Source organism: Escherichia sp. E.sYA108 (assembly GCF_011754335.1).
In the GTDB taxonomy this organism is placed as follows: Bacteria; Pseudomonadota; Gammaproteobacteria; order Enterobacterales; family Enterobacteriaceae; genus Escherichia; species Escherichia coli.
Window position 1 is genome coordinate 3,741,673 of record NZ_JAAQVZ010000001.1, and the last position, 13,268, is coordinate 3,754,940.

General features: G+C 52.4%; 13 protein-coding genes, 1 other RNA gene and 1 pseudogene. 4 read left to right on the top strand and 11 right to left on the bottom strand.

The annotated features are described in order from the left end of the window. Positions 1 to 22 precede the first annotated feature (22 nt). Together HBM92_RS18005 and ffs are read right to left on the bottom strand one after the other, a co-directional pair. Entirely contained in the window at positions 23 to 376 is a 354-nt protein-coding gene (locus HBM92_RS18005) for a DUF1428 domain-containing protein (RefSeq protein ID WP_000878140.1), read from the bottom strand. A gap of 119 nt (positions 377 to 495) precedes the next feature. After that, positions 496 to 592: signal recognition particle sRNA small type (gene ffs / locus HBM92_RS18010), an RNA gene on the bottom strand. Positions 593 to 754: 162 nt separating this feature from the next. Here ffs and HBM92_RS18015 point away from each other — a divergent pair. Next, positions 755 to 1,066, top strand: coding sequence for an MGMT family protein (locus HBM92_RS18015; protein ID WP_000409908.1), 312 nt, complete (start codon positions 755 to 757; stop codon positions 1,064 to 1,066). A gap of 30 nt (positions 1,067 to 1,096) precedes the next feature. On the opposite strand, the gene HBM92_RS18020 is transcribed toward HBM92_RS18015, so the two are convergent. Continuing rightward, positions 1,097 to 1,669 (bottom strand): YbaY family lipoprotein, encoded by a 573-nt coding sequence (locus HBM92_RS18020; RefSeq protein ID WP_000779831.1) that lies wholly within the window; start codon positions 1,667 to 1,669, stop codon positions 1,097 to 1,099. A 217-nt stretch (positions 1,670 to 1,886) separates the two neighbouring features. On the opposite strand from HBM92_RS18020, the gene tesB reads away from it, so the two are divergent. Further along, complete coding sequence (tesB, locus tag HBM92_RS18025; protein ID WP_001304827.1) at positions 1,887 to 2,747, top strand: acyl-CoA thioesterase II; 861 nt, start codon at positions 1,887 to 1,889, stop codon at positions 2,745 to 2,747. Positions 2,748 to 2,795: 48 nt separating this feature from the next. On the opposite strand, the gene amtB is transcribed toward tesB, so the two are convergent. From amtB to cof, 6 genes are all read right to left on the bottom strand, one after another. Further along, complete coding sequence (amtB, locus tag HBM92_RS18030) at positions 2,796 to 4,082, bottom strand: ammonium transporter AmtB (protein WP_000685055.1); 1,287 nt, start codon at positions 4,080 to 4,082, stop codon at positions 2,796 to 2,798. A 29-nt stretch (positions 4,083 to 4,111) separates the two neighbouring features. Then, positions 4,112 to 4,450 carry a P-II family nitrogen regulator gene (glnK, locus tag HBM92_RS18035; RefSeq protein ID WP_000780338.1) on the bottom strand — a complete coding sequence of 113 codons (339 nt, stop codon included), beginning with the start codon at positions 4,448 to 4,450 and terminating at the stop codon, positions 4,112 to 4,114. Positions 4,451 to 4,630: 180 nt separating this feature from the next. Continuing rightward, positions 4,631 to 6,412: a SmdB family multidrug efflux ABC transporter permease/ATP-binding protein gene (locus HBM92_RS18040; protein ID WP_001256201.1), complete on the bottom strand. Its 1,782-nt coding sequence runs from the start codon at positions 6,410 to 6,412 to the stop codon at positions 4,631 to 4,633. Continuing rightward, complete coding sequence (locus HBM92_RS18045) at positions 6,405 to 8,177, bottom strand: SmdA family multidrug ABC transporter permease/ATP-binding protein (protein ID WP_001235634.1); 1,773 nt, start codon at positions 8,175 to 8,177, stop codon at positions 6,405 to 6,407. The genes HBM92_RS18040 and HBM92_RS18045 overlap by 8 nt, the downstream gene beginning before the upstream one ends. Positions 8,178 to 8,206: 29 nt before the next feature. After that, positions 8,207 to 8,665, bottom strand: coding sequence for a DNA-binding transcriptional regulator DecR (gene decR / locus HBM92_RS18050; RefSeq protein ID WP_000884589.1), 459 nt, complete (start codon positions 8,663 to 8,665; stop codon positions 8,207 to 8,209). A 152-nt stretch (positions 8,666 to 8,817) separates the two neighbouring features. Next, a complete protein-coding gene (gene cof / locus HBM92_RS18055) occupies positions 8,818 to 9,636 on the bottom strand; it encodes an HMP-PP phosphatase (protein ID WP_001346341.1) in 819 nt (272 codons plus the stop codon). Positions 9,637 to 9,735: 99 nt separating this feature from the next. Between cof and HBM92_RS18060 the strand changes: the two are divergent. Then, positions 9,736 to 11,436, top strand: a pseudogene (locus HBM92_RS18060) (SgrR family transcriptional regulator). A 64-nt stretch (positions 11,437 to 11,500) separates the two neighbouring features. Further along, entirely contained in the window at positions 11,501 to 12,196 is a 696-nt protein-coding gene (gene queC, locus HBM92_RS18065) for a 7-cyano-7-deazaguanine synthase QueC (protein ID WP_000817227.1), read from the top strand. 51 nt (positions 12,197 to 12,247) lie between these two features. Here the strand turns inward: queC and fadM are convergent, their stop codons facing one another. Both fadM and HBM92_RS18075 read right to left on the bottom strand, forming a co-directional pair. After that, the gene (gene fadM / locus HBM92_RS18070) at positions 12,248 to 12,646 is read right to left on the bottom strand and encodes a long-chain acyl-CoA thioesterase FadM (protein ID WP_001194552.1); all 399 of its coding nucleotides are present in this window, start codon (positions 12,644 to 12,646) and stop codon (positions 12,248 to 12,250) included. A 105-nt stretch (positions 12,647 to 12,751) separates the two neighbouring features. Further along, positions 12,752 to 13,123, bottom strand: coding sequence for a helix-hairpin-helix domain-containing protein (locus HBM92_RS18075; RefSeq protein ID WP_000680314.1), 372 nt, complete (start codon positions 13,121 to 13,123; stop codon positions 12,752 to 12,754). Positions 13,124 to 13,268 lie beyond the last annotated feature (145 nt).

A 13,268-nucleotide genomic window follows, 5' to 3' on the forward strand; every position in this document is an offset into this window, starting at 1 on the left:
GCCGCACAGCCCGTCACGCTACCTACTCGTCGATGATTGATTCGAATCCACCATAGATCATTCGCTTGCCGTCAAACGGCATGGACTCGCCGAACTCTTTCATCCGTGGGTCCGACATCATCTTTTGATTAGCAGCGTCGCGGACCTCTTTTGAAGGGTATTCAATCCAGCTAAAGACAACTTCTTCATTCTCTTCCGCTTTCACCGCCATACGAAAATCGGTCACTTTACCATCCGGTACATCGCTGGCCCAGCATTCGACAATACGAAGCGCACCGAACTCTTTAAATAATGGCGCGGCCTTAGCGGCCATTTCCCGATAGGCATCCTTTTTATCGGCAGGAACGGCAACAACAAAACCATCAACATACTTCATCAGACATACCTCCGAAGCGTACTGCGCAGCCAGACAATTCTTGCGACGTCAGTTGTGGTTAAAGTTTAGCCATGTTGGGATTTTTTGACGAAACGGTGGGAGGCAGAAATGGGTGGGGGCCCTGCCAGCTACATCCCGGCACACGCGTCATCTGCCTTGGCTGCTTCCTTCCGGACCTGACCTGGTAAACAGAGTAGCGTTGCGGGAGAACCAACAGAGCCCCCATTGAGAGCGTTGAGAACCAACGCGCAGGCGCATTATCACTGCTGCCCCGGCTAATTGCAACCCATTGCGTGCCAGATGCTGGTTTCTTGCGCAATGCGGCTTCACTCGGGCGTTTTTCCAGATTATGCTGAAAAATTACCTCAGGAAGAAAAGATGGAAAAAGAAGATTCATTTCCCCAGCGCGTCTGGCAAATCGTAGCCGCTATTCCCGAAGGCTATGTCACCACTTACGGTGATGTGGCGAAACTGGCGGGATCGCCGCGCGCCGCGCGCCAGGTAGGCGGTGTGTTAAAGCGTCTCCCCGAAGGCAGCACCTTGCCATGGCACCGGGTGGTTAATCGCCACGGCACCATTTCACTGACCGGACCGGATTTACAGCGTCAGCGACAGGCATTACTGGCAGAAGGTGTGATGGTGTCGGGAAGCGGGCAAATCGACTTGCAGCTTTATCGCTGGAACTACTAACCCTCTCCGGGCGGAGAGGGTTAACTTCGCTTAATATTGCGTTGGAGCTGGAACTGCCGAAGACGGATTCACCTGGGTTGGTGAAGTTGAAGGTACGGTAGTCGTTGCGCCACCGCTAGCCTGAACCGGCACGGCGGTTTGCTGCACCGGCACCAATGTCAGGTCGGCTTTAGTTCCGCCCTGGTTGATCACCGGCTGAACGGTATCGGTAATAAATACCAGTTTGTCATTCACGGTAATCGCCGCACTCAACAGAATACGCGCGTTCGGCTGAACATCTGCCGGGTTAAATGGCAGAACAAAGCTGAATGGTGACTGTTTACCTTCGGTACGCACCGCTTTCTGCGCCAGCACTTTCGACGGCGCATCGGCTAACGACGCGTCAGAAAGTGTCACGGTCAGCACGGCATCAGGCGGCAGTGCGACTTTCTGACGGATCCAAACGGTACCGGAGACATTCGGTTGCTGGATAGCAGGTTGTTGTGTTGCTGAAATAGACGTATTTGCAGCCGGTGCTGGCGTCTGAATATCCGCGCTTTTATCTGCGCAAGCCGCCAACGCAATCGCAACCGCTAAACCACTGGCCATGTGCACGAGTTTCATTCACTTCTCCTTATTATCAATGCACCAGCGGGCTAACTTTCCTCGCCGGAAGAGTGGTTAACAAAATAGTAACGTCAACAAGTGTGGCACACATCACGCATTTCTGCCTGTAATTAGCCCGTAATTCAGACCATTGCACCCATCGGACCAGTGGCAAATTTGCGTTATACTCAACTCACTTTGGCTTGCTGCGGCAGCTTTGTTACTGGAGAGTTATATGAGTCAGGCGCTAAAAAATTTACTGACATTGTTAAATCTGGAAAAAATTGAGGAAGGACTCTTTCGCGGCCAGAGTGAAGATTTAGGTTTACGCCAGGTATTTGGCGGCCAGGTCGTGGGTCAGGCCTTGTATGCTGCAAAAGAGACCGTCCCTGACGAGCGGCTGGTACATTCTTTTCACAGCTACTTTCTTCGCCCTGGCGATAGTAAGAAGCCGATTATTTATGATGTCGAAACGCTGCGTGACGGTAACAGCTTCAGCGCCCGCCGGGTTTCTGCTATTCAAAACGGCAAACCGATTTTTTATATGACTGCCTCTTTCCAGGCACCAGAAGCGGGTTTCGAACATCAAAAAACAATGCCGTCCGCGCCAGCGCCTGATGGCCTGCCTTCAGAAACGCAAATCGCCCAATCGCTGGCGCACCTGCTGCCGCCAGTGCTGAAAGATAAATTCATCAGCGATCGTCCGCTTGAAGTCCGTCCGGTGGAGTTTCATAACCCACTGAAAGGGCACGTCGCAGAACCGCATCGTCAGGTGTGGATCCGCGCAAATGGTAGCGTGCCGGATGATCTGCGCGTTCATCAGTATCTGCTCGGTTATGCTTCTGATCTTAATTTCCTGCCGGTAGCTCTACAGCCGCACGGCATCGGTTTTCTCGAACCGGGGATTCAGATTGCCACCATTGACCATTCCATGTGGTTCCATCGCCCGTTTAATTTGAATGAATGGCTGCTGTATAGCGTGGAAAGCACCTCGGCGTCCAGCGCACGCGGCTTTGTGCGCGGTGAGTTTTATACCCAGGACGGCGTGCTGGTTGCCTCGACCGTTCAGGAAGGGGTGATGCGTAATCACAATTAAAAAAATAGCCGGAGGTGAAAACCGTCCGGCTGTTTTTTGCAGTGCTTGTTACGCGTTATAGGCATTCTCGCCGTGGCTGTTGACGTCCAGCCCTTCTCGCTCCTGCTCTTCCGGTACACGCAGACCAACCGTCAGATCCGCCAGTTTGTAGCCGATAAATGCCACCACACCAGACCAGACAATCGTAATGGCGATGCTTTCCAGCTGTACCAGCAACTGATGGCCCATCGTCACACCTTCAGCGAAGCCCACACCGCCCAGCGAGCTGGCGGCAAAAATCCCGGTCATGATACAGCCGACAATACCACAAACGCCGTGCACACCGAAGACATCGCAGGGATCATCCACCCGCAGCAAGCGTTTGAGCATGGTAACGCCCCACAAGCCCGCCAGACCAGCTACCACGCCGATAATCAACGCGCCGCCAACCCCAATGTAACCACAGGCTGGCGTCACGCCGACCAGACCGGCAATCGCGCCAGAACACGCTCCCAGCAGTGAAGGCTTACCACGCAGCGCCCATTCACCGAAGATCCAGCCAAGAATTGCCGCCGCAGTTGCGACCACAGTATTCACAAATGCCAGTGCCGCGATTTCATTCGCCGTGCCCGCTGACCCGGCGTTAAAGCCAAACCAACCGATATAGAGAATAGCAGTCCCGGTGAAGACCATCGGCAGGTTGTGCGGTTTAAACGCCTCTTTACCGAAGCCCACGCGTTTGCCTATCAGATACGCGCCCACCAGACCGGCGATTGCGGCGTTAATATGCACCACCGTGCCACCCGCGAAATCCAGTGCCCCGTGAGAAGCCAGCAAACCGCCGCCCCAGACCATATGCGCAATCGGAATGTAAGAGAGCGTCAGCCATACCACCACAAAAATCAACACAGCTGAGAAGCGGATTCGTTCCGCCAGCGCCCCAACTATCAAGCCTACGGTAATGCAGGCAAACGATCCCTGAAACGCCACGTGGATATACTGATAAATGCTGCCCATCACCGCCGTCAGTTCAATGTTTTTCAGCATCAACCCGTTAATGTTGCCGAAGAAGTTGTTGCCTTCGCCAAACGCCAGCGAGTAGCCGTAAACCACCCAGAGAATACAGACCAGTGCAAACGTCACGGTCACCTGCGTCAGCATCGACAGCACGTTTTTGCCACGAATCAGCCCTCCATAAAACAGGGCAATCCCCGGAACGGTCATAAACAGCACCAGCGCAGTACAAATCATCATAAACGCATTGTCGGCTTTATCGGCCACCGCAGGTGCAGCCATTACCAGTCCCGGCAGCATCGCCAGTGAAGTAAGCCCAGTTTTTATCGTTGCTATCTTCATTTTTCGTTCCTGTTGCTGTGTGCCAGAGATTACAGCGCCGCTTCGTCGGCTTCGCCGGTACGAATACGAATGACGCGTTGCAATTCAGCGACGAAGATTTTGCCGTCGCCAATTTTTCCGGTGTAAGCCGCTTTGCTGACGATATCGATCACTTCATCGAGTTGGTCATCAGCAATCGCCACATCAATTTTTACTTTTGGCAGGAAGTTGACGCTGTATTCCGCCCCCCGGTACAGCTCGGCATGCCCTTTCTGACGCCCGAAACCTTTCACTTCGGTGACGGTCAGGCCCTGAATACCAATGGAAGATAACGCTTCACGAACGTCTTCCAGCTTGAATGGTTTGATTATCACGGTCACCAGCTTCATAGATCCCCTCCGGTCAGAATTCGGTAATGGTTCTGCTACACGAAGAAGGTATTGCAAGCGGTGTGCCAGAAATGAAAAACGAGAAAGAGAGCAGGAAGTTAAGAAGATTGAAAATGAAAACGCACTATGACAGTGCACAGTGCGTTACATTTTTGCACCAACGATGAAATATTGCGCTATTCAGGCGCTCAATGATTCCTCTTCACGCACGCTGGCTGCCAGCTCTTCGCCCGCAAGTTGCAGTTGATACATCTGCCAGTAGCGTCCCTGGGCCGCCAGCAGTTGCTGGTGAGTGCCCTGCTCCACAGCTTGCCCACGATGAAGCACCAGAATGGTGTCGGCATCAACAATAGTTGATAAGCGGTGAGCAATCACCACAAGCGTAGTATGTTCACGCACCGCCGCCAGAGCATGTTGAATCGCCTGTTCAGTACCGGAGTCAATGCTGGCTGTTGCCTCATCAAGGATCAGGATTTGCGGCGTCTCCACCAACACGCGTGCCAGTGCCAGCAGTTGCTTTTGCCCGACTGAGAGATTATTCCCCTGCTCGCCAAGCGGCGTGTAAATACCGTCGCTCATGCTACGCGCCAGCTCCGCCAGTTGCACGGTTTCCAGCGCCTGCCAGACGCGTTCTTCGGAGATATCACGCCCCAGCGTCACGTTGGCGAGGAAGGTATCCGCCAGCACCACCGGATCTTGCTGCACCATTGCCACGCCCTGGCGCAGCGCGCTGTGACTTAGCGAACTTAATGGACGACCATCAAGGCGAATCTCACCTTCCGTTAGCGGGTAATAGCCCATCAATAAACTGGCGAGGGTGCTTTTGCCACTGCCGGTATGCCCGACCAGCGCCACAAAGTTGCGCGAAGGCACAGAGAGATTAATGTTCTTTAGCACCAGATTGTCATCGCGATAAGCAAATGACACGTTATCGACTTCGATGGTGCCGCTCTGCAACGGGCGATCATCATTGCCATATTGCTGGCGCGGTCCGTCCATCAGCTCAAAAACGCGCTCACCAGCAACAACAGCCTGTTGCAGCATCGCCTGCTGCGTGGTCAGTTCGATTAAGGGTTCGTTAAGTCGCCCCAAATAACTGATGAACGCATACAACACGCCCACTTCAATGGTGCCGCTGGCGGAGAAACCAAACAGCATCAACAAGCCACAAAGAATGAGCGATGAAAACAGACTCAGCAGCGGACGCAGCAGAAAACCGTCGAGGCGCAGGGTTTGCATCCTCGCCATATAGTGTGAACGACTGGCCTCACCCATACGTTCGCCAAATCGCGCCTGCTGACGGAACTGCTGGATAACGCTCATGCCATTGATGATTTCGTTAAAGCCGTCGTTGATATCCGCCAGATAAGCGCGCACACGACGGACAATCGGCGTGCTGTAACGCTGATATATCACCATTACCACCAGCACCACCGGGAAAATCATTATCGCCACCAGCGCCATTCGCCAGTCGAGGCTGAACATCGCCACCAGCATCGCGCCCACCAGTGCGGCGCTACGCAGGACAGTTGCCACTACGGTAACGTAGAGATCGCGGATCACTTCAGTGTCATTAGTGACGCGGGAAATCACCTGCCCGACGGGTTGGGTATCAAACTCGCTTAATGGCTGGCGTAACGCAGCATCCATCACGTCGGTACGCAACTGTTGCACTACGCCTACTGCCGCCCGATTAAACAGCAGCGACTGCGCGTAATGTAGCCCGGCGGCAAACAGTTGCAGCCCAACATACGCCGCAGCCAGCCCTGCAACCACTTTCAACGGCAGGTTATTTTTCGCTACCATATTGTCGATAAAATAGCTGATAAGCAGCGGCCCACTGACTTCTGCCGCCGCCGCAACCCACATCATCAGGACCGCAATCCCCAACGGTTTACGCCACGGCGAACCGTACGCTAACAGGCGCTTGAGAGTCGGCCACAGTTGGCTAAAACTACGCATCGATGGCCTCCTCGCGAATTTCCGGAGCGTCGTCGAGCGCCGCCTCCAGTTGTTGATAGCGATACATATCGCGATACCAGCCACTTTGTTGCGCCAGCTCATCATGATTGCCACGCTGGGCGATATGTCCGTGCTGCATCACAATAATTTCACTGGCTTCCGTCAGTGCAGAAAGGCGATGGGCACTGATGATTACCGTTCTTCCCTGCCCCCACTGACGCAGGTTATGCAGGATCTGGTGCTCTGTGCGTCCGTCCACCGCTGAAAGCGCATCATCAAGGATGAGGATTTCCGCGTTGACTAATAACGCACGAGCAATGGAGATACGCTGTTTTTGCCCACCGGAAAGCATCACGCCGCGCTCGCCCACTTCTGTATCGTAACCTTGCGGTAAACGCAAAATATCGTCATGCACGCTGGCTAACCGCGCGACATGCTCAATCTCTTGCTGGGTGGCATTCGGGCAACCCAACGCGATGTTGTTCGCTACGGTGTCGGAAAAAAGGAACGGTGTCTGGCTAACTACCGCCAGGCGGCTACGCCAGCTATCGAGTTGTAACTTCGTCAGAGGAATATCATGAAAGCGGATATCCCCCTCGCTGACGTCGAAATGACGCTGAATGAGCGACAACAGGGTACTTTTGCCGGAACCAGTCGGCCCGCAAATACCTACCATCTGACCGGGTTTCAGGGCGAAATTGACGTTTTCCAGCGCAGGATGGTCAGTCTGCGGATACGTAAACTGGCGAATATTCACATCCAGTTCACCACGACCTTCTGGCACCTTATCACTACCATCAATAACGACTGGCGCTTCGGCCAGCATGGTACGAATTCGGCTATACGCCGCGCTGCCACGTTCCACAATGTTAAACATCCATGCCAGCGCCAGCATTGGCCAAATCATCAGACCTAAATACATCATAAAACTGGTGAGCTGGCCCAGCGTTAAACTGCCCTGTACCACCATCCAACTACCGCCGCCAATCGCCAGCAAGTTCGCCATACCAATCGCGATATAGATGGTCGGGTCGAAACGAGCATCAATACGCGCCACCCGCATGTTTTTTTTGCCGGTATCTTCGGCATCCGCGGCAAATAACGCCGACTGACGATCTTCCAGACCAAAGGCTTTGATCATGCGAATACTGGTGAGGCTTTCCTGGGTGCGGTCATTAAGACTGGAAAACGCCGCCTGTGCCAGCTTAAAGCGTTCATGCAAGGCATCGCCGTTGCGCTTGATCATGATCGCCATCACTGGCATCGGCAACAGGGCAAATAAGGTCAACTGCCAGCTAATTTGCGTAGACATCATAATCAACACAGCGCAGCCCATTACCAGTGAATCCACCAGCGTCAGCACCCCTTCTCCGGCGGCAAACACGACGCGATCGACGTCATTGGTCGCACGAGCCATGAGGTCACCCGTGCGATGACGCAGGTAAAACTCAGGATGCTGCCGGCTTAGCTGGCGGTAATAATCTTCACGCAGTTCAACAGCCAGTTGATAAGACGCACCAAACAGCAATACGCGCCAGACGTAACGCAGGAGATAAACCACAACGGCAATCAGCACCATGGTGGCGATCCACATCAGGATCTGCCCGGTAGTAAAGTGTTGTTCTGTCACGCCATCAACAACAATACCAACCACTTTTGGCGGAACCAGTTGCAGCATCGCGATAATGACAAGCAAGGCGACAGCCCCGAGATAGCGACGCCATTCCCGACGGAAATACCAGCTTAATTGAGCAAATAATCGCACGCGTTGTGTCCTGACTTGATTCTGGATATTTATTCGATGGGTAAAGAAGTGGTGTATTTAATCTGTTCCATCGCGAAGCTGGAAGTGACGTCCGACAGCCCCGGTACACTGTTTACCAGACGCTTATAAAACTCGTCGTAGCGTTTCATGTCGGCAACCTGGACGCGCATCAGATAATCGTATTCACCAGCCATGCGCCAGAACCCCAGCACTTCTGGCATTTCGGTAACCACCGTGACAAAGCGGCAATACCATTCGCTGCTGTGATGTTGCGTTTTTATCAGCACAAAGGCGGTCAGGCCGAGGCCTATTTTTTCCGGATCCAGCAGGGCGACTTTGCCGATAAGGATACCGTCGTCCTCCAGCCGTTTCAGACGCTTCCAGCAGGGGGTGGTTGTCAGATTAACGGCTTCAGCCAGTGCCTGCAAAGAGAGGGTGCAATCCTGCTGTAGCAAGGCCAGCAGCTTACGGTCAATTTTATCTAACATAGCCCTTCCACAGAGAATTTTTTTCTCTTTTAATTCTATTTTAAAGGTGAAATCGCGACAATTTATTCTGTGCGGTTTAAGCATCACGGCACAAAATGACAAATTCAACGCAAAAAAAACCGGGCAATTGCCCGGTGCTGGAAGGGATCTCGTTATTCGGGGGAATAAGGTAGATGTGGATAGTCCAGCCAGTGCGTCAAATAGTGAGAGACAGCCTGATTTCGGCAATGTCCAATCACCGGTAAATGCGGGAGCTCCGCGCGCAGTTGCGGCATCGCATTGCCCATAATAAATCCGCTACCGACGCTGCCTAACATTTCGCGATCGTTCATCGCATCACCAAAGGCCATGCAATCGCGTAACGATAAACCTAAATGTTGGGTCAGCACCGTCAATGCAGCGCCTTTATTGCAACCCACCGGCAGCACTTCGAGGCAATCCGTGGCGGAAAAACATAAATGTGCACGCTCGCCTAATGCTTCGTATAGCTGGATCTGCAAGCGTGTAAGATCGTCGTGATCGCCACAGAAGCAGATCTTGGTGACGCTGCCGAGTGGCATTTTTTTGACATCGATTATCTGATAACGAAAACCGCTATAGACAAATGCCTGCAACAACGCAGGGTTCTCTTTCCCGGTAAACCAACCATCGTCATTGAAGATATGCATGCTGGCTCGGGTATCCCATTGCTGATACAGCACCAGCTCCGCGACATCCGCAGGTAAATCATCACGATGTAAAAGTTCACCTTCCAGAGAATGCACGCGCGTTCCGTTGCCGGTAATCAAATATGCATCCAGCGATAGCGCCCCGAGAATATGCTGCATCTCCAGCGCATGACGCCCCGTGGCAAAAGTGAGGGTAATGTCGCGTTCACGCAGCCGCGCCAAAGTAGAGAGGGTTTTCTCACCTAAATGATGGTCAGGCATCAATAAAGTGCCATCCATATCAAATGCTGCCAGACGAGCCATTTCTTTCTCCACTCTGTGACACGGTTAATGGTGATTGAGTATCACCTGATATATACGGAAGTAATAGTGAATAGTTAAATAATATTGTTCCGGGTTTATATGCGACTGCTCAACCGTCTTAACCAGTATCAACGTCTGTGGCAACCTTCCGCCGGAAAGCCGCAAACCGTCACCGTCAGCGAACTGGCCGAACGCTGTTTTTGCAGCGAACGCCATGTTCGTACGCTGTTACGCCAGGCACAGGAGGCGGGATGGCTGGAGTGGCAGGCGCAGTCAGGACGCGGAAAGCGCGGTCAACTGCGCTTTCTGGTCACGCCAGAATCGCTACGCAATGCGATGATGGAACAGGCGCTGGAAACCGGAAAGCAGCAAGATGTGCTGGAGCTGGCGCAACTGGCCCCAGGTGAGTTGCGCACTCTGTTACAGCCGTTTATGGGCGGACAATGGCAAAACGATACGCCCACGTTGCGTATTCCCTACTATCGCCCGCTCGAACCGCTACAACCGGGCTTTTTGCCCGGCCGTGCCGAGCAGCATCTGGCCGGGCAGATATTTTCCGGCCTGACCCGCTTCGATAATAATACCCAGCGCCCGATTGGCGATTTAGCGCATCACTGGGAAACCTCTACTGACGGGTTACGCTGGGATTTTTATCTTCGCTCAACCTTACACTGACATAACGGCGATGCAGTAAAAGCCTCCCACTTACACCAGCGGTTATTGATGCTGTTACAACTGCCAGCACTGGATCAATTATTTATTAGCGTGAAGCGTATTGAAGTCACCCATCCGCAGTGTCTGACCTTCTTTTTACATCGCCCCGATTACTGGCTTGCGCACCGACTGGCGAGCTATTGCAGCCATCTGGCGCATCCGCAATTCCCACTGATCGGCACAGGTCCTTTTCGCTTAACACAATTCACAGCGGAACTGGTGCGCCTGGAGAGCCATGATTATTACCATTTACGTCATCCGCTGCTTAAAGCGGTTGAGTACTGGATAACTCCGCCGCTTTTCGAAAAAGATATGGGAACCAGTTGTCGGCATCCCGTGCAAATCACCATTGGCAAACCGGAGGAGCTGCAACGGGTCAGCCAGGTCAGTAGCGGCATCAGTTTAGGTTTTTGCTATTTAACATTGCGCAAAAGTCTCCGACTGTCCCTCTGGCAGGCGCGAAAAGTAATCTCCATTATTCATCAATCCGGTTTATTACAAACGTTAGAAGTCGGAGAAAACCTGATCACTGCCAGTCATGCATTACTGCCAGGCTGGACTATTCCGCATTGGCAAGTACCGGATGAAGTTAAACTACCGAAAACCTTGACGCTGGTTTATCACCTACCGATAGAACTTCATACCATGGCAGAACGCCTACAGGCGACACTGGCAGCGGAAGGCTGTGAACTCACAATTATTTTTCATAACGCAAAAAACTGGGACGACACGACCCTACTGGCACACGCAGACCTCATGATGGGCGACAGATTAATTGGCGAAGCACCGGAATATACCCTGGAGCAATGGCTGCGTTGCGATCCACTGTGGCCACATGTTTTCGACGCTCCAGCATATGCACATTTGCAATCGACACTGGACGCAGTGCAAGTAATGCCTGATGAGGAAAACCGATTTAATGCCCTGAAAGCGGTTTTTAGCCAGTTAATGGCAGATGCGACGCTGACGCCGCTGTTCAACTATCACTATCGCATTAGCGCCCCTCCCGGCGTGAACGGTGTGCGACTGACACCGCGCGGCTGGTTTGAATTTACCGAAGCCTGGCTTCCCGCGCCGTCGCAATGAATAGCTGGTCCGGGTTAATCGCAGGCGTTACCATAACGTTTTTATTGTTCAAGCAGGATTATCTATGAAACGTGCTGTCGTTGTGTTCAGTGGAGGCCAGGATTCCACCACCTGTCTGGTGCAGGCATTACAACAATATGATGAAGTCCATTGCGTGACGTTCGATTACGGTCAACGCCATCGCGCAGAAATCGACGTGGCACGCGAACTGGCGCTGAAACTGGGGGCACGCGCGCATAAGGTGCTTGATGTAACGCTGCTCAACGAGCTGGCGGTCAGCAGCCTGACGCGTGACAGCATTCCGGTGCCTGATTATGAACCTGAAGCCGATGGTATCCCGAATACGTTTGTCCCAGGGCGTAATATTTTGTTCCTGACACTGGCGGCAATATATGCGTATCAGGTAAAAGCAGAAGCCGTAATTACCGGCGTCTGCGAAACGGATTTCTCCGGCTACCCGGATTGCCGCGATGAGTTTGTGAAAGCACTAAACCATGCCGTCAGTTTGGGCATGGCGAAAGATATTCGTTTTGAAACGCCGCTGATGTGGATTGATAAAGCGGAAACCTGGGCGCTGGCAGATTATTACGGCAAGCTGGATTTAGTCCGTAACGAAACGCTGACCTGTTATAACGGCATTAAAGGCGACGGTTGCGGTCATTGTGCGGCGTGTAATTTACGTGCCAACGGTTTGAATCATTATCTGGCCGATAAACCGACGGTGATGGCAGCGATGAAGCAGAAAACCGGGTTGAAGTAATTATTCCGGGTGTCGCCGGATGCGGCTTGAGCATCCGGCACCACAAAACGTTTACTTAACCATCTGCTCCAGCTTTTCGCGCAATTCCCCTTCCAGAGCTAATGCTTTCTGCGTTTTAAGATCAATACAAACAAACGTAATAAGCGCATCCGCTACCACCTGTCCTTCCGGCTCCAGTGTAATGACCTGGCTTAAGATGCCACTTTTACCGTTTAATTGCTGCAACTGACTGGTAATGGTTAACAGGTCGCTTAATACCGCCGGGCGGCGATAGTTAATATTGATATTGACCACGACGAAGGCGATGTTATGGGCCGTCATCCAGTGAAAACTGTCGCTATTTTCCAACCCATGCCAGCGGGCTTCTTCGAGAAATTCAAGGTAGCGGGCGTTGTTTACGTGCTGGTAAACGTCGAGATGATATCCACGAACTTTGATTTGTGTTTGCATAGCGCAATAACCTTACGTTGTTGTTATAAGAACTGTTATAAGTACAGAGGTCATAACTGGTATGACCTCTTCAGTCTGGCAAAAAATTGCCACTATGCAAATTAATTACAGGGTTAATACCGCCAGATTACGTTCCACCAGCGAATTGCCCATCCCCGGCACCTGCTTTAGATCCTCCACCGTTTTAAACGGACCGTACTCTTCGCGATAACTGACAATCGCCTGCGCTTTCTTCAGGCCAACGCCATTCATCGCGCGGGCTAACTCTTCCGCGCTGGCATTATTAATGCTGACCCGGGTGCCTTCTTCGTCACTGGCTTTCGCCGGTACTGCTGCTTTACTTTGTGCTGCAGGAGCTTCCGCTTTGGTTTCTACTGTTGTCGGTTTCGCCACAGAAGCTGCCGCCAGCGCGCTATGAGACATTCCGGCACAGGCCAGGGACAGGGTAATGAGCAGTGCTTTAATTCCGTGTTTCATACTGTTTTCTCCTTGTTTGTTAACAGTGGAATCACCTTAACGGCAGTGAAAACAGTAAACAAATGGCAATGTTCAGAAATGGAAAAGGCCGCGAAAGCGACCTTTTCTTGTTACAGCTGCAAAGCATTTTTTTGCGAGGCGGCTT

Excerpts from the sequence above, each read along its gene's own strand:
- HBM92_RS18005 (WP_000878140.1), bottom strand. The coding sequence starts at position 376 with ATGAAGTATGTTGATGGTTTTGTTGTTGCCGTTCCTGCCGATAAAAAG.
- HBM92_RS18015 (WP_000409908.1), top strand. The coding sequence starts at position 755 with ATGGAAAAAGAAGATTCATTTCCCCAGCGCGTCTGGCAAATCGTAGCC.
- HBM92_RS18020 (WP_000779831.1), bottom strand. The coding sequence starts at position 1,669 with ATGAAACTCGTGCACATGGCCAGTGGTTTAGCGGTTGCGATTGCGTTG.
- tesB (WP_001304827.1), top strand. The coding sequence starts at position 1,887 with ATGAGTCAGGCGCTAAAAAATTTACTGACATTGTTAAATCTGGAAAAA.
- amtB (WP_000685055.1), bottom strand. The coding sequence starts at position 4,082 with ATGAAGATAGCAACGATAAAAACTGGGCTTACTTCACTGGCGATGCTG.
- glnK (WP_000780338.1), bottom strand. The coding sequence starts at position 4,450 with ATGAAGCTGGTGACCGTGATAATCAAACCATTCAAGCTGGAAGACGTT.
- HBM92_RS18040 (WP_001256201.1), bottom strand. The coding sequence starts at position 6,412 with ATGCGTAGTTTTAGCCAACTGTGGCCGACTCTCAAGCGCCTGTTAGCG.
- decR (WP_000884589.1), bottom strand. The coding sequence starts at position 8,665 with ATGTTAGATAAAATTGACCGTAAGCTGCTGGCCTTGCTACAGCAGGAT.
- cof (WP_001346341.1), bottom strand. The coding sequence starts at position 9,636 with ATGGCTCGTCTGGCAGCATTTGATATGGATGGCACTTTATTGATGCCT.
- queC (WP_000817227.1), top strand. The coding sequence starts at position 11,501 with ATGAAACGTGCTGTCGTTGTGTTCAGTGGAGGCCAGGATTCCACCACC.
- fadM (WP_001194552.1), bottom strand. The coding sequence starts at position 12,646 with ATGCAAACACAAATCAAAGTTCGTGGATATCATCTCGACGTTTACCAG.
- HBM92_RS18075 (WP_000680314.1), bottom strand. The coding sequence starts at position 13,123 with ATGAAACACGGAATTAAAGCACTGCTCATTACCCTGTCCCTGGCCTGT.